Source organism: Endozoicomonas numazuensis (assembly GCF_000722635.1).
GTDB lineage: Bacteria > Pseudomonadota > Gammaproteobacteria > Pseudomonadales > Endozoicomonadaceae > Endozoicomonas_A > Endozoicomonas_A numazuensis.
In genome coordinates this window covers 304,216-321,952 of record NZ_JOKH01000002.1, presented here as the reverse complement: position 1 = coordinate 321,952, position 17,737 = coordinate 304,216, and the positions used below count along the sequence as shown (strand labels likewise).

Below are 17,737 nucleotides of genomic sequence, written 5' to 3'. Positions count from 1 at the left end.
GAGGGTTGCGATTATACTTGTGTTTAAGTTGTTGATATATATTAATAATGCTTAATAAATATTAATCTTATAAGCTTACGGAGTGATAGGTTTTTTTCTGCATAGGAAGTTTTGATAGCCTCTATCAACGAAAGTTGAAGATGACCAAACTGAATACCGCCCAAAAGACTATCGTACACTTCTAACTTTCTCCCAGGTATTGCTATAGGTTTGGTGCCGGGTGTCAAGATAACTGGCCAGATCCGATAGCCGAATCATCATTGGCGACTTCCTGCTTTCAGTCAGCCGGACTACCGGCACAGGCAGTTGCTGAGAAGCCGCCGCTGCTTTGGCTTTTTTCTCGCAAAGGCCAAAGAACTCATCACATACTTCTTCGAGGCGGACGTAGGGCTTCTCGTATTTAGCAAAGAGCATCAGTTCAGTATTCATAATATTCAGACTAAGACGTTGATTATTGGTGAGATGAGGAGGGAGGCTTGCTGAATAGATTTATTATTTCAGGTGGTAAGCCTTCGTTCCAGGTGTCATTGGAGATTCTGGTTTTCTGGTACTCACCTTTATTGATCCAGCCTTGTTGATAGGCAACATCAACAAGCCGCTCCGCCAGTGCAGTCAAAGATGTGGAGCCCTGTCGTATAAGAACAATGTTGTCGGGAGGCTGCATAAGGAAAAGAGCAGGGTATGTGACAATATTCAGAGATGCAGGTGGTGACCGTTCTGTTCGACTGTTTTGTAGTTCTGGAATTAGCTGTCCATCGGTTGAGATAGGAATCAGCTCAAAGCCGTATTCCATGCTCAGGAGCTGTACTGTTCTGGCCTGAATATGGCAAAGCCTGCAACTTCCCTGATAGTAAAAAACCAGGCCAGCTATCCGGGCAATCTTTTTCAAAATAATTTCTCTGGCCTTGTAAGCCGTGTCATCTTTGATTTTTGCCGCTGCAGGAGATATTGGTCGTCGGACGTTTTCATCCAGCATAGGATCGCCTTCGATGACTTGCTTACCGACATAGGCAAAACGTTCTGCTTTTTCTTTGATCAGTCTGTCGAGATAGAGGTAGTTGCTGACGTTTTCTTTGCTGGGGAGATCGATGGCTTTGTCCAGATATTGACCGATATTATCTCTGATCCATGCTGTTGTGAGTGGCTGATGCCTTTCGTTTTGGTCGTTGATTTTATTCTCGTCTGTTTCTGGCTCGGCAATGTGTTCATACCAGAACCAGCCTTCAGAATGGCGATCAAACCATTGCTGCTGAGCTGAAGCAGTGGCTGAAAGGAATCCGATTAATAGCAGAACGAAGGGCATCAGACTTTCTTCTGCCAGTTCGCTGTCCACCACCCAAGACACAAAGCTGTCAACCAGGCTGCTGCCGGAATCAATAACACCGGAACGGGCAGTGGGATAATGATCAGATATAGAAATAAACCGGGAATCCATTTTGATGCCCGCCGACTCCATAGGTTTTGTAGGGGGCTGGTGTAATGGAAGTCGTGATAGCGGATTTTTCGGATTAACAGGCCATCGACAATGGCGGCAATAAACATCACGCCCCAGAATGGCAAGCAAGCCAGCAATACCGAAATCCGATAAAGGAGTTGTTGTATCAGACTCAGAAAGTTCTTAACCACGCCCTGAAAGAGCTCAATAACCTTTGCTAATCCTTCTCCCATTTTTCTGTCGGGAGTTGTGCGCTCCAAAAGAAAGTTCTGAATCCCGGGCTTCGCAATGGTTGCGGCATATAGACGATTGCCGGTTCGCATAATCCACAGCGCATTATCTTTACCTAATCTACGAGCATATTGCTGCTGCTCTTTTTGAAGATACTGATTCATGCTTTGCCCGGAAATCGCCAGCCAGAGCAATATCAGGCCAAGCCCAAAGCACCAGATAGTCAAAGGACTGACTTGTTTTTGAGAGTGTGTCATAGGAGAGATGAAATCGAATTATCAGAATTTTGGAGCACAGAGAATCGGAATTCTGCCTTTCAATAAACGTCCGCCGCCCAGTCGGGCTACGTATTCCAGGTTGGGCAGCTCGCCCAGTAGTTGTGGTGGGAACAGGTCTCCGGTTTCTTCCAGTTGTTGCTCGCTGAGGTTGCCGGTAAATTCCATGGGACGGTTGGCATCCGTGCTGATGCCTTGATTACGGATAAAGTAGCGATAGCGAACCGGTGGCAGTTTATCGGTGATGAATTTCTGGGTGTCGGGGTTTTGTGTTCTCAGGCAGATAAGGTGATTGCAGTTGTCTATAAACTGCTGGGCAGCAGCTTCTGAACCCAACTGGGCTTCAAAATCTGCTAGCGTTTGTGTGGCGACGTATAACCGGAATTTTGCGCCCCGACCTTTGTTGAGCAGGGACAGCAACTGAGGGCAGAGTACTTCAGCGGCTTCGTCTACGAACAGGTTGATGGGTTTGTCATCCTGCTGCGAGTCTTTCGATGAATAGTTGTAACGGTCACCGGCGACAGCCGCCAGGTCAGCCAATAGCAATTGACCAATGGCTTTACCGACCATGGGATCAGACAGGGAATCAAGCCCGAAATACATCACCTTGTTTTGTTCGATCAGATTCACTGTGTCTGTGCAGGGGCGCAGATCGTCAATATCGGTAGGGTCAGGTGATAATAAGCGAGCCAGCGGACCGCCAGTCAGCATTCCGAGAGCTGGCAGTAGGGTGGCAATCATTTTGCTGTAATGCGCCCGATCATGTTCAAACAGGGAGATTAAACCCTCAACATCTGTGCATGGGGATTCTGGCATCACCTTCTCTCGATAGAATTCTATCCAGCGTCGTGCAACAGCTTCGATGTTACTTTTGCCCTTCGCTTCTTTTCCCTGGGCAGTGTTTGGAGCCTGAGTATTATGGCGGGTACAAACAATAGTGAGCGCTTTGATCAGGAGTTTGGTTACTCCTCCTTCTAATCCCTGTCGAATCATCACCAGAGTAGGGCGCTGACCACAAAGCAGATAACCCTGCACCACTGCATCGACCGCTTTCTGGGCAAATGCCTGAAACGGCGCATTGTCGCCACTGGATGGCATTAATCCCGAAATCCGGCTGGCCAGTTCACTGGAGCGGTTGAAGTTCTGAAGCAGGTTGATGCGAATCGAATCCGCCGGAAAGCCCGGATGGAACTTCATAAACCGATATTTATTACTTGATAGCTCGCAGCTTCTGAGAGTGTGGCTGGCAAGGTCATGGTCGCCTTTGGGATCAATGATGATGACAGGCTCATTGCGTAATACAGCCTGTGTTACCAACAAATCAAATAATCGGGTTTTACCGCTGCCGGGGACACCAATGACCATCGTGTGCATCTGAATCTGTTCAAGAGGCTGGTATAGCCGCTCTTCATGCTCCTCCATGCCATGAATCCAACCTGCACCCATGGTTTTTTCTGATTTGGCAGGCAGGTTATCACTGCGTAATAAATCCCAGGCTCGTTGTCCGTGCAGCCGTTGCCACTCAAACCCCCAGCCTAACCAGACTCCTTGTTCCTGATTTTTTGTTTGCAGCGATTGGCATTGTTTACGGGTCAGCTTGAGTAGGGTCAGCTTTTTGCCTTTTAATCGTCGGTGTTGCTGCCATCTTGGTATTGCCTGTGCCAGACGGGTAATCGTCATGGCAGCACAGAAAGAAGACGTCAGAATAAAACCAATCGGTGGTAGAGAGCTGAAAAACGACAGTGTGTGAGCGATGTTCATAGCTGATAACCAGACGACAGCCGAGCTCAGCTCATAAATAGGTCGCCAGTTTTGCAGGTAAGGACGATCACTGATCATGCTGCTCTCCTGCACTCTCTCCTGCACTCTCTCCTGCACTCTCTTCTGAATATTCTTCTGCAAAAGAGCCTGATGGCAGCCATTGTTTGCACTGTTGGGAAATAACGGGTTGCAGAGCAATTACCGTACGACCATTTCGGCGAAAAATAATCAGGTTGCCGACAGGTCTGATCCAACCTCTTTGATTCCATTGTTTGAGCAGAATATCTGGCTCTGGTAGGTTCTCGGATTCCGCAGAGTCCGGCCATGGTAATAGGAGGCTGTCTTTCGCCCACTTGATATCTTCGCTGTGGAGGCTGGATATAACCTTCTCAAGCCACTTCAGTTCATCATCCTTTCCCGTTTCTGGCTGGCCCTCAGTTTTCGCCGGTTTCATAATCTGGTTAAGGGCTTCTCCACGAACGAAATGCAGTTTGACGCTTTTCAGGCGAGCCAACTCTACCGCATTGATGATTTGTGATACGCCATGACCAGTTTTTTGTCCGGTCAGCGCACTGATAAAGGTTTGCCAGAGGGTTCCATTGTCTCCATCCGGTTGCAGGGCATTGCGGAATGCCTGTGGGGTTAGCTGCGGTAACAGCAGTAGGTTGATGGCGGTATATTCTGGCGTTAATGGCTTCTCAGGGTTGGTATCACACTGCTTCCAGTGAGGTGAATAGTTTGTAATGCGATGCTGTTGCAACCAGCTTCCAAGAGCCTGTTCGAAGGCTGGCCATTGTCCTATTGATAGCTCTGCTGGCTGCTCTTCAGCTTGCTTACTTGATGGCTGTTGAACCACAAGACAAGAAGTCATTCGACCACAGTCATATAAAAGTCCGGCGACGCCTGCCATTAATCGCCATAGTGGTTCTCTTGCTCTGCGTTGATCCGGATACAAATCATGATCTCTGTGAATCTGTTGCATAGCGGTAACAGACCAGAATGCGGTTTCCAGTGCATGGCGAACTGCTCCAGCTGGCTCGCAATGGTGCTGTGGGTGTGCAGGTAGGAGGTGGAGCCAGTGGGTGAGATTATCCAGTGTCTGGTCAAACATGAGCTGCAGTTCTGTCGGTAGATTAAGCTGCTCGTTCACTTGTTCCACTAGCTTCTGTTGCTGATGAAGGATGGTTCCGGTGCCTACCTGATATCCGGCGCAGCCTGAACTGGATTTTATGGGCTGTTCTGGCTCTTGGGCATCATTTGGTAGTAGGGCTGTTTCATTGTCAGCATTATGCGGATGTAGCCAGTGATTAATAATCGATAAAGCCTGTGAAGTGGTCATGGTTAAAGCCCGAAAATAGAGTTAATAATGGTAGGTGTAACCTGCAATCCCACAGCGGCACCGACCCCGGTAGCAAAGCCGATCAGAGAGTTGCGAGCCATGCCGTAAGCCAGACCGATCAGGACGAAAGAGATAGACAGTGTTCGTCCCAAGTCTCCTTTGATCCAGCCCACTAAACGGCCATAAATTTCCGCAAAATCATTCGAGCCCGTCGCATTGACAGGATTGGCCGCCTGCAGCTCAGGTGGTAATAAAGAAAGGATGATCAGCGTTGCCAGTGACAGCATTAGTTGCTGCTGTTTCACTATGAAGGGGTGTCTCTCAGAAAGGGGTAGAAGTAAGTGCATGGTCAATGACTCCATTAGTCATCAGAAGGTGAATAGACGGGAATGGCAGATTGCCAGTCTCTTGGGGCAATATCTGTCATTACGACTCCACCGCTGTGCCAGTTACCTTGTTTATCAACCCAGGGGGCGATCCAGATTCTCAGGATTTGAGCGGGTGTTCGGTTCGGCACCGCTTCGGGAGTTACAAGACGAAGGTCGGGCTCTGTAAAGCTTTTGGGAGAAGTGGGAGGGAGGTCTTCAGAAGGCAGTGAATCAGTATCCTGGTAAACTTGTCTTGCCGATTTACATACGCCCTTACCGGGCTCTGGGCACGCATACTCAGCTTCTCCAACGCCGAATAATGAGCAGCCTTGAATAATAGGTACGAGCGAAGCTATCAGAAGCAGTGCTCTGGTATCGTGTTTAAACATGGGGGAAAGTCTCGAAAGATTAGTTTTTAAGACCACGGGTTAGAATAAGGTCTACCTTGCGTTCGGCACTGATTTCAATGACGGGCACCATCTGATCCGCTAGCTTCAGGTAAAAATCCGCCAGTTTTTCTAAAGCTTTGTTGCTACCTTTGATCAGAGAGCTTTGTAGGGCTTCGCTGCCTTTTAACCCAGATTGAAAAGGCGATTGGATTTGACCATTCTGGTTGGGTACTACAGAAAAGACAGGGACTGGTTTGATATCGAATGCTTCACTGACACCGCTGAGAAATCCTGCCATAGCTGCTTTAGCCATTACTTGTCCTTGTTTGCTGACTAATCTGCCTCGTAATCCGGCCTTGCCATCTTCACCAGCGATATAACCCTCTAAAGGTCGTTCAATCACTTGCTCCTTATGGTTGTGTTTGAAGATGCACGACAAGGTTTCACTTCGCAGATAAGCCCGTTCGGAACTCAGGTCGCCATAACCGGAAGCTAATACAAAACACTCCCTGACATTGGTGCGATAACGATTGGGCAAAATTGCCGACGCTTTAATCCGGATAAGCACAGGGTAGGGTTCACGTCTCGCCCCTTGTCCTGTAGGAACATCCAGTCCGGTGATTAGCTGACCGGATAACAGACTGCCAGCGGGTAGGCGTAAGAGCTTTGGCTTATCTTCGAGCTTGGAATCCAGTGCCACCGCTTGAGGATATGTAGCTCCCAATACCCGGATAGGTCTGGGTGGTTGAGGAGGTGCATCATAGTAACCGGATTCATTGTAATTAGTCGCTGGTGATTGGCTGTACTGGTTCCATTGCAAAACATCAGGAGTCAGCTCTGGAGTTGAAGGTTCAGGGACAGAAAAGGTGTGTTGAGCTGGTTGCTCTGGCTGATTTAGCTGGCGAATTTCCTGTTGCAGTCTCTCCCTTAAAGAGTCCATTTCCTGCTGATGTTCTTCGTGCAAAGCTTTCTGTTGTTGATGGATACGTTCCAGGTCAGCACTGATTCGGTTCAGGGTTAACTCTTTTGGAGGGACGCCGGTAAAGTCAACGGATGAAGTGGTTTGCTCCGGTGCTTTGGTCATGTCTGAATCCTGCCGTTTACTGGTGGCAAAAATCAGAGCAACTAAAATCACCGCAGTGCCAAGCACAATGCCATAACGCTTTATCCTTGGTGTCAGGTAATGGTTGAGAGTATTCATTGGTTTATTTTTAATAGGTCAGCAGAGAAGGGCGCACCACAGGTGCAGATTCCTGATCGGGAGTGTTCAAAAGAATAAATAGCTCTCTGCGTTGACCGGGATGCAGAGTGTTTTTTGGCCACATGGCGACAGCGGCGGTATGGCTGCCTTGACAGTTTTTCTCATGGAAAATAAGAGGCTTTTCGGTAGCGTTCTTAGCTGTCCCAACCAGAACCTTGAAATAATGCCCCTGGACAACCTGCCCCCTGGAATAATCAAATACCAGGCCGTCTTGCTGACAATGCTGAATATCGGGTTTATGGATATTACTCAACTCATAACCTTCTGGTATCTGTCCTTTCACGAGCATAGAAAGTACTTCTGTCATCACCTGCTGATAGTCGGAGGCTTCTTCAAATCGTTTTGCTACCTCCTTGTTATGATTGATTTTTTGCTGCCACTGTTTTGATAGAGAAAGCTGGATTTCCTTGGGCGGTACATCAAGAGGCGTAACAAGCAAAGACAGAGCATGAGCTTCACTATCATGAGGTGTGATATACACGACAAAGGGTTCTTCTTGCTGTGAAGAGAGATAAATCACTGAGCCTTCGATTCGAATATCTGCCTGATCAATGGTACGAATCTGTGGTGCGGTAAAAGGAGTGACAATTCGGTTCAGGTGTAAACGACTGAGGGTGACAGGCTGTTGCTGACCTGGTGATACTTGCAGCTTCACTGGCGCAGCCGCTTGGGTCAATGAGCAATAAAGGCACACAACAACAGCAAATGCTTTGTTCATAATGAATTCTCTGAAAGAAAAGGAAGGTTACTTCAGATCAGATTCAATCTGGATAGCTGCAAGCACAGGTCGATAACGGATCAGGTTGAACTGAAAGGTAAATGTTTTCTGCCCCGACAGCCGTTGATGGCCTGATGACAGGGCGCTGTTACCAGTCACTCTGACTTCATGAGTCGTTTCATCAAATTCAAGCTGTAATGGCTCAAAGCTTAAGGAAACCTGGTCTTCCCGCAACTGATGAAATTGTTGATTCAGCGTTTCGTGTACCTGTTGGTACAGGTTCGGTGACAGCAGGCTTTGCAGCCTGAATTCCACAAACGACAGATTCTGTGGATTGATGTTTCCCAGCAGTTCAGCCAGAGACAGCCCCCACCACTCGTAATAGACCTGAGATGCTTCACCGGAATGAATACCGATCTGCCCATCCATAAACGGCAGGCTCAACTCAACAGACGGTTTACGGTTCAGACAGTGGATCAGCAATAATGCATTGCTCAGCACCAATACCAACAGAATTAGCCTGTCCACACAGAGCTGTTGCCGCCATTGTTTCAGGCGTTGCAGATAATCTTGAATGGTCATTTTCGGGAAGGGTAAAAGACCCGGACATAAGGATTGGGTAAGGTTTTGGCTTTTACGAAATAAAAACCGAGCCAGTAAAGCCGGTGGCTCAAGTGACCATCAGGGTGACGATCCCGGAACCGGCGATAAACACGAATTGCCATCCAGCCCAGAAACATGCCAAGCAACAGCTGGTCAAACCAGATACCCCAGATCAGGCCAACGGCTACCGGGTAGATTTCATCCAGTGACCAGAACAGGAACTGGACTGGGTCGTTGATGGTGCGAGGGATTTTCATAGTTGCTCTCAGAATTATCAGGTTGGTTTCGAATATTTCGTTTATTGCTATTTCGTTTATTTCGATTAAACTGTAATTAGTGACAACTATCTTGAAAAACTCTGCAGGAAGTACGCCATCAAGGAATGCCTATGACTATCAAAGACAAACTAACCCTGCCTACGGCTGAAGAGATTGCGATTGCACAGGAGTGCNTCCATAAACGGCAGGCTCAACTCAACAGACGGTTTACGGTTCAGACAGTGGATCAGCAATAATGCATTGCTCAGCACCAATACCAACAGAATTAGCCTGTCCACACAGAGCTGTTGCCGCCATTGTTTCAGGCGTTGCAGATAATCTTGAATGGTCATTTTCGGGAAGGGTAAAAGACCCGGACATAAGGATTGGGTAAAGTTCTGGCTTTTACGAAATAAAAACCGAGCCAGTAAAGCCGGTGGCTCAAGTGACCATCAGGGTGACGATCCCGGAACCGGCGATAAACACGAATTGCCATCCAGCCCAGAAACATGCCAAGCAACAGCTGGTCAAACCAGATACCCCAGATCAGGCCAACGGCTACCGGGTAGATTTCATCCAGTGACCAGAACAGGAACTGGACTGGGTCGTTGATGGTGCGAGGGATTTTCATAGTTGCTCTCAGAATTATCAGGTTGGTTTCGAATATTTCGTTTATTGCTATTTCGTTTATTTCGATTAAACTGTAATTAGTGACAACTATCTTGAAAAACTCTGCAGGAAGTACGCCATCAAGGAATGCCTATGACTATCAAAGACAAACTAACCCTGCCTACGGCTGAAGAGATTGCGATTGCACAGGAGTGCAGCCGTGAGATTTCAGCTTATCTTGAGACGGGTACCGAATCTCAGCAAATTGACATCAGCTCTAAGGATGGTGAAAAGCATGCGCTGTCAATTCCGACCAGGGCGTTGAGCCTGCTGGTTGATATTCTGGCTCAGCTTGGTCAGGGCAATGCGGTAAAAATCATTCCAATCCATGCGGAACTGACCACTCAGGAGGCTGCGGATATTCTTAATGTTTCCCGGCCTTATCTGGTCAGAATGCTGGATCAGGGAGACATCCCTCATCACAAGGTTGGACGGCATCGCAGAGTCCGGTATCAGGACTTAATGGATTACAAAGCAGCTGTGGATGCGAAACGACTATCAGCTCTGGATGAGTTGTCAGCCCTGTCCCAGATGCATGATCCGGAGTACTAATGGCTTCTCAATTTACGGCTGTTTTTGATGCCTGTGTCCTTTATCCTTCGGTGTTAAGAGATGTGCTGTTAAGATTGGCTATAACAGACACCTTTCGCGCCAGGTGGACAGACCAGATTCATGATGAGTGGACTCGCAACCTGAAAGCCAATCATCCAGATATCGATGAAAACTACCTGAACAAAACCCGACAGCTGATGAATGCTCATGTTCGGGATGCACTGGTTGAAGGCTTCGAGCACCTGATTGACTCTGTTCAATTACCTGATCAGGATGACCGGCATGTTGTTGCTGCGGCCATTGCCGCCAACGCCGATGTTATAGTCACCTATAATCTGAAAGATTTTCCTGATGAAGCCCTTGCCCCGTATGAGCTTCAGGCAATCCATCCTGACAGCTTTATCCATGACCTGATTGACCTGCACCCCGCAGAAGTCATTGGCGTCATTCGCTCAGCAAGAGCTGCTTTAAAAAATCCACCCCTGACGGTTGATGAGTACCTGGGCAGACTGAGAAAGCAAAGATTGCCGGAAACAGTTACCTGGCTTGAGTCAATGAAGCTGGCTTTGTAAGAAGCAGGTGCTTCAATCAGAGCTGGACAGAGTACGGGGCCTCACTCTGAACAGAGCGTTAAGAAGTACTGTCATCAGTGGCGAGGTGCTGAATAGCGAACTTCTTCTGCTTTTGTCGTTTGATAGTTGTTGATATGGCTGGGTGTTATACCATGATAGCGAGCCTCCAGCCGCTTTCGACTGTCCTCCCGGTGCTGATCGAAATCCAGCCTTGAATCTTTACCTGTGAGGGTTTCCAAGTTGAGCTGCTTCAGGGTATCGGCATTCAGCTCTGGCAGCTTGTTTTGCAGTTTTAACAGTGCCAGCCATTCACTAAGGTCAATTCGGTTCCAGTCAACGGCATGGAGTGTTTCGGGAGAAATGCCAGAACAGTCAGGTTGCTCAGCTGATCCCCATCCTGTTTTAAACTGCTTTCTGATCTGCACTTGCAGAATACGGGATAGTGGCGAGCTGAAGCAGCAATAGCTGTTATATTCCATACTGGCTAACCCGAGAAACTTGGATTTGCTGTAACTTCCAACCTTGTGACAGGTTTTCATTTCTCGCTTGGCGGCTAATTCAAATTCTTTGTCTTCACACTTGTTGGTGATCTGGATAATCAGTTTGGTCATGGTGTAAGCCGTGTAGATCATGGTGACAGCACTGATGGTTGAGGTAATGGCAGGATTCATAATCAGGGTTTGCTGGCTGAGGTGTCCGCCCTGAGAAGCCAGGTTGTTACCAACGGTTCGGAACAGCAGGTTGGTGGCATCTTCGCCCAGAATTTTATGGACGACTTCGGCCATCTTTCGCATCAGCTGTTGCTGCATATTGCCAAGCACTGTCTTCTGAGCTTCCTGCGACAGTTCTCCGGCGATAGGCTTGGCAGTGGCGGTTTGTGTATGAACTTCAGCCGGGGTTGGCCAAAGCTTTTCTGTGAGCTTGTCCCAGCTTTTTCCAACGTCAGACCAAATGTTTTTTGCAGGCTGGCTGAGTTTGTTGATGCTTTGCATCATCGGTTCCCGCATTTTCTTATAATACCCAGTCAGCTGATTGGGGAAATTGCCTTGTAGATGGATTGCTGACTTATCGAACAGGTAGCCCATCAGCAGCAGGTTCATATAACTTGCAAAGTTCANAGCCAGTAAAGCCGGTGGCTCAAGTGACCATCAGGGTGACGATCCCGGAACCGGCGATAAACACGAATTGCCATCCAGCCCAGAAACATGCCAAGCAACAGCTGGTCAAACCAGATACCCCAGATCAGGCCAACGGCTACGGGGTAGATTTCGTCCAAAGACCAAAACAGGAACTGGACCGGGTCATTGATGGTGCGAGGGATTTCCATTTTTGTTTCAAGGGTCTTCTGGTGAAATATCTATATCTTCAAGCTGGATAGGTACTGTTTTATCCGTTGGTATGGTAATAATCAGAGGGGTCGTTAACTGTGCCACAGAAGTTTCATCGGGATAGATTCTTGCACCGATATCAAGGGCATCTCCAAGCCTGAAGCTGAAAAGCACCATTCCCTCAACGTAATAATCTACTGCTGGCTCAACAGAGACATTCAGACAAGGTGCTAATTTATCAGCAAAGGTTTTCCCCGAAATGAGTCGAGGTTCTGGTGCGGATATATTGTTTCTCTTGCAATGTTCGATATACCCCTTTGTCACAGGGTCTTCAACCATGTTATAAAAATCTCTGACCTGTGTTGACTCAGGAGTGGGGTTTCCATGAGCACGCATATTATTTAGATCAAGGAATTTTTTATCACACATGCGAAAGACTCTTGTATCTGGTGATAATTCATATTTGTCCATAACAAGCTTCGTTATACTGTCAGTTTGTGCTGATGGTGGGGATTCAATTTTTCGTTCAGAAAATGTTTTTTCTGCTGCTTTGTTGGACGCTGACTCTGTACCTGAAGGCAGGTATTTCTTTGGGCTATTTGTGGCTTCCTGCTGGTTTTGAGAAACGTTTGTTCCTTGTGGCATCGTTAAATTTGGTTTTCCAATATTCATGCAGAAGTTCCCTTTAATTGTTTCTTACATATCAATATATGAAACTATGAATAAATCAGGGGGAGTCAATGAGATAGTTTGTGATTCCTTAGTGATTCTGTTTTGATAAAATTGAAGCTCTCAACATGTTGTTTTTTAACAGCTTTGTATCTTTCTGATAGCCTTTCTCGACTATCTTCCCGGTGATGGTCAAAATCCAGCCTTGACCCTTTTCCCGTCAAGCTTTCGAGATTTAGATGCTTCAGAGTATCGGCATTCACCTCTGGCAGTTTGTTTTGCAGTTTTAGCAGTGCCAGCCACTCACTCAAATCAATTCGGTTCCAGTCTACGGAGTGTAATGTTTCGGGACTAATGCCAGAGCAGTCAGGATGTTCGGCTGATCCCCATCCTGTTTTGAGTTGTTTCCTGATTTGAACTTGTAAAATGCGGGATAGAGGCGAGCTGAAGCAGCAATAGCTGTTGTATTCCATATTGCTTAATCCCAATATCTCAGATTCACTGTAGCTGCCGACTTTGTGGCAGGTTTTCATTTCCCGTTTGGCAGCTAATTCAAACTCTTCATCGTCGCATTGATAAGCGATCTGGATAATCAGTTTGGTCATGGTGTAAGCTGTGTAGATCATGGTGACGGCACTGATGGCTGATGTGATGGCTGGATTCATAATCAGGGTTTTCTGGCTGAGCTGTCCACCCTGAGAAGCCAGGTTGTTGCCAGCGGTTCGGAACAGCAGGTTGGAGGCATCTTCGCCCAGAATTTTATGGACGACTTCGGCCATCTTTCGCATCAGCTGTTGCTGCATATTGCCGAGCATCGTCTTCTGAGCTTCCTGCGACAGTTCTCCGGCGATAGGCTTGGCAGTGGCCGTTTGGGTATGAACTTCAGCCGGTGTTGGCCAAAGCTTTTCTGTGAGCTTGTCCCAGCTTTTGCCCATGTCTGACCATAGATTCTTTGCAGGCTGGCTGAGCTTGTTGATGCCCTGCATCATCGGTTCCCGCATTTTCTTATAATACCCAGTCAGCTGATTGGGGAAATTGCCTTGTAGATGGATTGCTGACTTATCGAACAGGTAGCCCATCAGCAGCAGGTTCATATAACTTGCAAAGTTCACATTTGTTGGCAGGTTGCAGCAGTCCACCATATTGAAAATGCCCTGTTTGCAGGTGCAGGGTTTGCCATTGAATATCCTGCAACCACTCCCGTCCTGATTACACTGCATATCATGCGACATATGTTTGGCAGCATGGAGACCACTGACCGCACTGGCAAAGTCGGTGTTATCCGCATCCGTTATATTGGCCTGACACTCGCCTAACATGCACTGCATAGGCTGACCTTCACAGTGAATACTCTCTTCAATGCCGATGCGGTTCAGGCTGCCTGTGTAGCCGCAGTCGTAGCGATCCTCGCGGGTGTAACAAATACCAGACTTTTCTCCTAAACAACGGCTGTCCAGAAATTCACAGTTGGGATCATTGGCATACTTTGCACAATGATCAGGCGGATACTGTGTTGATGCTGTTTTGTAGTAAAAACAATCCGCTTCCGCTCTGGCGGTTTTGCAGTTGGCTGGTAATTGCGATGAGAGACTTTGTTGCAGAGGAATTACTTTACCGTGGATCGTATGTTCAGAGTCGCTCATAGTCTCAAGGCATTGGTATGTCAGACTGCACAGTCCATCACTCTGCCATTGCTTCATTTCTTTCAGTTGCTCCAGTGCTGATGAAGGCACCCAGCGGTCATCTTCTACTAGCTGACTTATATCGAAATACAACTTAATCAGAGCAAAACCTTCGCCCTGATCGCCAACAGAGGTTCGGATTCTGAAAGTGACTTGATTGCCTGTTGTATCCAATACACGGCTATCCAGTGAAACAGGACTGTTCAGGTGAAAATTAGAATCCAGTTCACATCCACCACCGCTTTCAGGCGGAAAATCAGAGTTGCTCTGCCAGACCTTTTTATCATTGATCCAGACTTGCAGCCGGTCATCCCAGCGGGCTTCCTGAAGCACTGCACGGCTTAATGCCTGTGGTCTGGGTAGTGTTACTGTGAAGGTTTCTTCTTTGATGCAGCAACCGCAGTGATAGTAGTTATCCGCTCCCGCATCTTTGCCTAACCGAATCTGTAAGCAGCCTTCTTGATCTGACTGGCTTGCACATCCGTTCATGCCCGATAGCCCTGAGCCGGAAACATATTCTGCGAACGGCTGAACCCTGATTTTTCGGTGCAAGGTAACGCTGTTGTCAATTACTACAGCCCGCGTGCATTCACGAATATCCGGACTATGCACCTGGCGGCCTTGTTTTAGCACCAGTTTTTTCTGGTAATCACAGCCTTTGAAATGCTGTCGCAGACGGGCGATGGTGGCACTCATTTCACCGTTCTTATCGTATATGGGATTGCACTGAGCATCGGTAGGCCAGTGCTTCTGTTTTGACCAAGTATTAGGGTGTTGCAGAGCGTTAATACTCTGCTCTATAGGGTGTAGAATCTTGTGTTCGTTGGCATCGGGATAATAACGATCTGGTGACTGATTCAATAAACGCCATGCTTCACCTTCTGGTGATTGTTCTGTTTCCAGTTGTTGTGCCCGCTGTTCACCAAAGGACTGCAGGCCATCGAAATCTTCATTCTGGTAATAGCTTTCCAGTTTCTGGCGGTGAGAGCTGTCTGAAGGCTTCTCCATCATCAGATTTGGCACTTGGTTGGCAATAGAGTGAGGATTTCGAGTAATAGCTTCAGACTTCTGGTTAATCTGTTGGAGCCAGTTTGAGCGGGTATGTTGCTCAAATGTACGAATGGCTTCATGAGTGGCTTCTGCCATTACGGTGTGAAAGCAGAGAGCGAATAATCCACTCAGCATTTTGTAGGAATCAGGTTTTATCATTGGCTGGCGGTCTGACAGCAATCCCGATACTGCCACAGCAGATACATCGCATCGTCTTTACCCAATGGATGACGATGCATTCCCCATGTTGAGGCAGAGGCGCCGATCCAGTGAGCTTTCTGTTTTTCCGGCTCCGGCCAGAACATGCTCATCTTGTACTGGCTTTTGGGAAGCCATGGAGTGATTTTGCTATGGCACTGAGCCTCTTCACCGAAGGTTTTTCTGCCAAGCCCAATTCTGTGAATCTTGGCTAAAGCCCGTGTTGCCAGCAGGCTGGTGTTATCAGCAAAGTGACCATAGGTGCTGGTAAAACCGGATAACGGATAAAGGGAACCCCAGCTCCCAGCGCACCAGTGCAGATTATCCATAGGCTGTGAATTCAGAGCGGCTACGCCATCAGCAGTACAGGCATTCATTGCCGCAGGATTCGCATAAGCAGCAAGGTCAGGTGAAAGCAGAGCCGCTAACTCAGGATGATTCCACGAAGGATCTACTTCTGACAGATTGATCAGGTCAAAGTCCACCAGATCACTGGTGCAGCCGCCAATGCCAGTGAACATATTTAACATTTCAATCAGCGGCAGACTGTAAACGTGAGCGTGCAGATAAGTTATGCCTTTGGGAATATTGGCAGAACCTAATGTTCCCCAACGACGCTGGTCAACAATAGGGAGCTTATGACCGCCCAGTGCCATCAGACAGCCGGGGCTGCGAGTCAATTCGATCAGTCGTTGAGGTCGCCAGAATCCGGTAGTCACTCCGGGGTGAAACATACCTGCGCTGTCTTCACATAAACACAGCCCTGTGTTGGTTTTGGCTCTGTCACTGGGTTCTTTGCCGGAGCCCAGTTTTGCCAGTCCGATACGAATGGGAAACAGCTCTTTCCAGGGCACAAAAGTAATCAATTTTTCAGACAAAATAGATACGTTCTGGCACAGGGCTTTGGATGGATTTTCAGTGGTTTCCAACGCATAAGCAGATGAAACCAAAGCTTTAACCCATGACACTATATCGACCGCTGAAAACGGTAATACTGCCGCAGTGGTGACTCTCCAATGACTGTGGTTTTCAGGTGTCAGTAATACAGGCAAAGCCGTGAGCTGAAAACGATGAATCAGCTCTGTGGGCATAATATAAATTTGATGCTCATGCCAGAGGCTGGGTAAGTTCTGAAACTGTTGTATTGAGCCATTGGAAGCCAGAATCAACGCATCAGGGAATTGCTGTAACCAGGGAATCACGGCTTTCTGCTGCTGACGATCATTGATATCCAGAGCAATTATGGGCGTATGCCAATTGCCAGACACTTTCAGTATTTTGCTGGACACCTTTTGACTGGCTGGCAGCTTTGCTCCGAAAGAAAAGGTTTTGGCCTGCAATCGCTTCTGTGCTTTTTCTTGAAGGGGCTGCCAGTTCTGCTGTTTGAGTCGTTGTAACAAATATTCCAATAAATCCGGTTCGCTGACAGGCAGTGTTGAACCATAGGTACCCATATTGCCACGCTGGCCTGTATGGTACTGCCGCAGCAACCATTCAGGTGAAGTAACACCCAAAACGGTCAATTCAGTATTGCCATTCATGACAACAGTCATTGCAGGTACTTGGTTTATATTCTGCTCACGGAACAAAACAGGGTTGATCTGAACAATCTTCCCGGCATCTGCCTGTTTGATTCGGTGCTGCCAGCGGGTGATGCTTTGAGCCAGATTGGTATCTCTGGCTCCCATTCCTCGCACGATGATATTGAGGTTTTGAAGAGATGTTGTTTCCCGTATTATCTCAACCAGAGCTGTTTCACCCATGGTTTCAGAGACAAACAGATTGATGGTGAGAGTAGAAGAAAGGACTGTATTGGCTGGCAATAAAAGAACTATCATCACCAGCCTGAAGAGTAGGGGGATCATGCGTTTCTCAGAGCATCAATGCGCTGGCGAACATCAGGACGAGTCAGGTAATGCCAGACGGCTCTTGTTGCCTGCGTATCTGACAGGGCACGATGCGCCTCTCCTTCCCATTTGTACTGGACATACCGACTGGCCTTGTTAAGATTCTGCCATTTGTAATTGCCATAGCGATGGTTCCATTCACCGAAGTGTTCGGCAAAGAGAAGCATGCAACACTGAACGCTTTTCGCGGCTCCAAGATCTGTACCAAGATATTGGCTGTCGTATGCTTTGTTGTAGATCACGACTTCCTGATCCTGAAACAATGCCCGGATGGTTGGGCGTAGCGCATCATAAGTGGGAGCATGGGCAACGTCTTTCGGGTTGATTCCATGAATCGCCTGAGCTTCTGGCCAGCAATCATGGTGGGTTGGTTTAACCAGCGTGTTAAGCAGGGCTTCACCATTGTCATTGATAATGGCTATCTCTACGACTTCATCTTGGGCGCTCAGGCCGGTGGTTTCTGTGTCAACGTA

General features: G+C 47.7%; 20 protein-coding genes. 2 read left to right on the top strand and 18 right to left on the bottom strand.

The window, feature by feature from the left end; genetic code table 11:
- Positions 1–168 precede the first annotated feature (168 nt).
- The 12 genes from GZ78_RS08800 to traL (GZ78_RS08740) form a co-directional block, all read right to left on the bottom strand.
- Positions 169–429 (bottom strand): pyocin activator PrtN family protein, encoded by a 261-nt coding sequence (locus GZ78_RS08800; protein ID WP_034834810.1) that lies wholly within the window; start codon positions 427–429, stop codon positions 169–171.
- A 22-nt stretch (positions 430–451) separates the two neighbouring features.
- Positions 452–1,345 carry a conjugal transfer protein TraF gene (gene traF / locus GZ78_RS08795; RefSeq protein WP_161787347.1) on the bottom strand — a complete coding sequence of 298 codons (894 nt, stop codon included), beginning with the start codon at positions 1,343–1,345 and terminating at the stop codon, positions 452–454.
- Complete coding sequence (locus GZ78_RS08790; protein WP_236631514.1) at positions 1,303–1,830, bottom strand: DUF4400 domain-containing protein; 528 nt, start codon at positions 1,828–1,830, stop codon at positions 1,303–1,305. The genes traF and GZ78_RS08790 overlap by 43 nt, the downstream gene beginning before the upstream one ends.
- Before the next feature lie 114 nt (positions 1,831–1,944).
- Positions 1,945–3,780 carry a conjugative transfer system coupling protein TraD gene (gene traD, locus GZ78_RS08785; RefSeq protein WP_034834807.1) on the bottom strand — a complete coding sequence of 612 codons (1,836 nt, stop codon included), beginning with the start codon at positions 3,778–3,780 and terminating at the stop codon, positions 1,945–1,947.
- Positions 3,770–5,041: a TraI domain-containing protein gene (locus GZ78_RS08780; RefSeq protein ID WP_034834804.1), complete on the bottom strand. Its 1,272-nt coding sequence runs from the start codon at positions 5,039–5,041 to the stop codon at positions 3,770–3,772. The genes traD and GZ78_RS08780 overlap by 11 nt, the downstream gene beginning before the upstream one ends.
- Positions 5,042–5,043: 2 nt before the next feature.
- A complete protein-coding gene (gene traA / locus GZ78_RS08775) occupies positions 5,044–5,388 on the bottom strand; it encodes a TraA family conjugative transfer protein (protein WP_152558626.1) in 345 nt (114 codons plus the stop codon).
- A 14-nt stretch (positions 5,389–5,402) separates the two neighbouring features.
- The gene (locus tag GZ78_RS08770; RefSeq protein WP_034834802.1) at positions 5,403–5,798 is read right to left on the bottom strand and encodes a TraV family lipoprotein; all 396 of its coding nucleotides are present in this window, start codon (positions 5,796–5,798) and stop codon (positions 5,403–5,405) included.
- Positions 5,799–5,817: 19 nt separating this feature from the next.
- Entirely contained in the window at positions 5,818–6,999 is a 1,182-nt protein-coding gene (locus GZ78_RS08765) for a TraB/VirB10 family protein (protein WP_051785975.1), read from the bottom strand.
- Positions 7,000–7,009: 10 nt separating this feature from the next.
- Positions 7,010–7,777 carry a TraK domain-containing protein gene (locus GZ78_RS08760; RefSeq protein WP_034834801.1) on the bottom strand — a complete coding sequence of 256 codons (768 nt, stop codon included), beginning with the start codon at positions 7,775–7,777 and terminating at the stop codon, positions 7,010–7,012.
- Positions 7,778–7,804: 27 nt separating this feature from the next.
- The gene (locus tag GZ78_RS08755) at positions 7,805–8,359 is read right to left on the bottom strand and encodes a TraE/TraK family type IV conjugative transfer system protein (protein WP_051785974.1); all 555 of its coding nucleotides are present in this window, start codon (positions 8,357–8,359) and stop codon (positions 7,805–7,807) included.
- Positions 8,356–8,637 (bottom strand): type IV conjugative transfer system protein TraL, encoded by a 282-nt coding sequence (gene traL / locus GZ78_RS08750; protein WP_034834799.1) that lies wholly within the window; start codon positions 8,635–8,637, stop codon positions 8,356–8,358. Before traL (GZ78_RS08750) ends, GZ78_RS08755 begins: the two co-directional genes overlap by 4 nt.
- A gap of 349 nt (positions 8,638–8,986) precedes the next feature.
- The gene (gene traL, locus GZ78_RS08740) at positions 8,987–9,268 is read right to left on the bottom strand and encodes a type IV conjugative transfer system protein TraL (RefSeq protein ID WP_034834797.1); all 282 of its coding nucleotides are present in this window, start codon (positions 9,266–9,268) and stop codon (positions 8,987–8,989) included.
- Between the two features lie 131 nt (positions 9,269–9,399).
- Here traL (GZ78_RS08740) and GZ78_RS08735 point away from each other — a divergent pair, with 131 nt between their 5' ends.
- Positions 9,400–9,858, top strand: a complete 459-nt coding sequence (locus tag GZ78_RS08735; RefSeq protein WP_034836213.1) for a helix-turn-helix domain-containing protein — start codon at positions 9,400–9,402, stop codon at positions 9,856–9,858.
- Positions 9,858–10,430: a PIN domain-containing protein gene (locus GZ78_RS08730; RefSeq protein WP_034834796.1), complete on the top strand. Its 573-nt coding sequence runs from the start codon at positions 9,858–9,860 to the stop codon at positions 10,428–10,430. The genes GZ78_RS08735 and GZ78_RS08730 overlap by 1 nt, the downstream gene beginning before the upstream one ends.
- Positions 10,431–10,504: 74 nt before the next feature.
- On the opposite strand, the gene traN (GZ78_RS08725) is transcribed toward GZ78_RS08730, so the two are convergent.
- The 6 genes from traN (GZ78_RS08725) to GZ78_RS29400 all read right to left on the bottom strand — a co-directional run.
- Positions 10,505–11,530: a conjugal transfer protein TraN gene (gene traN / locus GZ78_RS08725; RefSeq protein ID WP_034834795.1), complete on the bottom strand. Its 1,026-nt coding sequence runs from the start codon at positions 11,528–11,530 to the stop codon at positions 10,505–10,507.
- 14 nt (positions 11,531–11,544) lie between these two features.
- A complete protein-coding gene (traL, locus tag GZ78_RS08720) occupies positions 11,545–11,757 on the bottom strand; it encodes a type IV conjugative transfer system protein TraL (protein WP_051785973.1) in 213 nt (70 codons plus the stop codon).
- A 7-nt stretch (positions 11,758–11,764) separates the two neighbouring features.
- The gene (locus GZ78_RS08715; RefSeq protein WP_034834794.1) at positions 11,765–12,430 is read right to left on the bottom strand and encodes an AvrPphF family type III effector; all 666 of its coding nucleotides are present in this window, start codon (positions 12,428–12,430) and stop codon (positions 11,765–11,767) included.
- Positions 12,431–12,495: 65 nt separating this feature from the next.
- Positions 12,496–15,318, bottom strand: coding sequence for a conjugal transfer protein TraN (traN, locus tag GZ78_RS08710; RefSeq protein ID WP_034834792.1), 2,823 nt, complete (start codon positions 15,316–15,318; stop codon positions 12,496–12,498).
- Positions 15,315–17,222, bottom strand: coding sequence for a TrbC family F-type conjugative pilus assembly protein (locus tag GZ78_RS28270; RefSeq protein WP_081869748.1), 1,908 nt, complete (start codon positions 17,220–17,222; stop codon positions 15,315–15,317). Before GZ78_RS28270 ends, traN (GZ78_RS08710) begins: the two co-directional genes overlap by 4 nt.
- A partial coding sequence (locus GZ78_RS29400; RefSeq protein WP_081869747.1) for a 3'-5' exonuclease occupies positions 17,219–17,737 on the bottom strand: 519 nt, incomplete at its 5' end. The genes GZ78_RS29400 and GZ78_RS28270, both read right to left, overlap by 4 nt.

What these genes read in the sequence shown, in the direction of transcription:
- GZ78_RS08800 (WP_034834810.1), bottom strand. Translation starts at nt 429, where the DNA reads ATGAATACTGAACTGATGCTCTTTGCTAAATACGAGAAGCCCTACGTC.
- GZ78_RS08790 (WP_236631514.1), bottom strand. Translation starts at nt 1,830, where the DNA reads ATGAATCAGTATCTTCAAAAAGAGCAGCAGCAATATGCTCGTAGATTA.
- traD (WP_034834807.1), bottom strand. Translation starts at nt 3,780, where the DNA reads ATGATCAGTGATCGTCCTTACCTGCAAAACTGGCGACCTATTTATGAG.
- GZ78_RS08780 (WP_034834804.1), bottom strand. Translation starts at nt 5,041, where the DNA reads ATGACCACTTCACAGGCTTTATCGATTATTAATCACTGGCTACATCCG.
- traA (WP_152558626.1), bottom strand. Translation starts at nt 5,388, where the DNA reads ATGCACTTACTTCTACCCCTTTCTGAGAGACACCCCTTCATAGTGAAA.
- GZ78_RS08770 (WP_034834802.1), bottom strand. Translation starts at nt 5,798, where the DNA reads ATGTTTAAACACGATACCAGAGCACTGCTTCTGATAGCTTCGCTCGTA.
- GZ78_RS08765 (WP_051785975.1), bottom strand. Translation starts at nt 6,999, where the DNA reads ATGAATACTCTCAACCATTACCTGACACCAAGGATAAAGCGTTATGGC.
- GZ78_RS08760 (WP_034834801.1), bottom strand. Translation starts at nt 7,777, where the DNA reads ATGAACAAAGCATTTGCTGTTGTTGTGTGCCTTTATTGCTCATTGACC.
- GZ78_RS08755 (WP_051785974.1), bottom strand. Translation starts at nt 8,359, where the DNA reads ATGACCATTCAAGATTATCTGCAACGCCTGAAACAATGGCGGCAACAG.
- traL (WP_034834799.1), bottom strand. Translation starts at nt 8,637, where the DNA reads ATGAAAATCCCTCGCACCATCAACGACCCAGTCCAGTTCCTGTTCTGG.
- traL (WP_034834797.1), bottom strand. Translation starts at nt 9,268, where the DNA reads ATGAAAATCCCTCGCACCATCAACGACCCAGTCCAGTTCCTGTTCTGG.
- GZ78_RS08735 (WP_034836213.1), top strand. Translation starts at nt 9,400, where the DNA reads ATGACTATCAAAGACAAACTAACCCTGCCTACGGCTGAAGAGATTGCG.
- GZ78_RS08730 (WP_034834796.1), top strand. Translation starts at nt 9,858, where the DNA reads ATGGCTTCTCAATTTACGGCTGTTTTTGATGCCTGTGTCCTTTATCCT.
- traN (WP_034834795.1), bottom strand. Translation starts at nt 11,530, where the DNA reads ATGAACCTGCTGCTGATGGGCTACCTGTTCGATAAGTCAGCAATCCAT.
- GZ78_RS08715 (WP_034834794.1), bottom strand. Translation starts at nt 12,430, where the DNA reads ATGAATATTGGAAAACCAAATTTAACGATGCCACAAGGAACAAACGTT.
- traN (WP_034834792.1), bottom strand. Translation starts at nt 15,318, where the DNA reads ATGATAAAACCTGATTCCTACAAAATGCTGAGTGGATTATTCGCTCTC.
- GZ78_RS28270 (WP_081869748.1), bottom strand. Translation starts at nt 17,222, where the DNA reads ATGATCCCCCTACTCTTCAGGCTGGTGATGATAGTTCTTTTATTGCCA.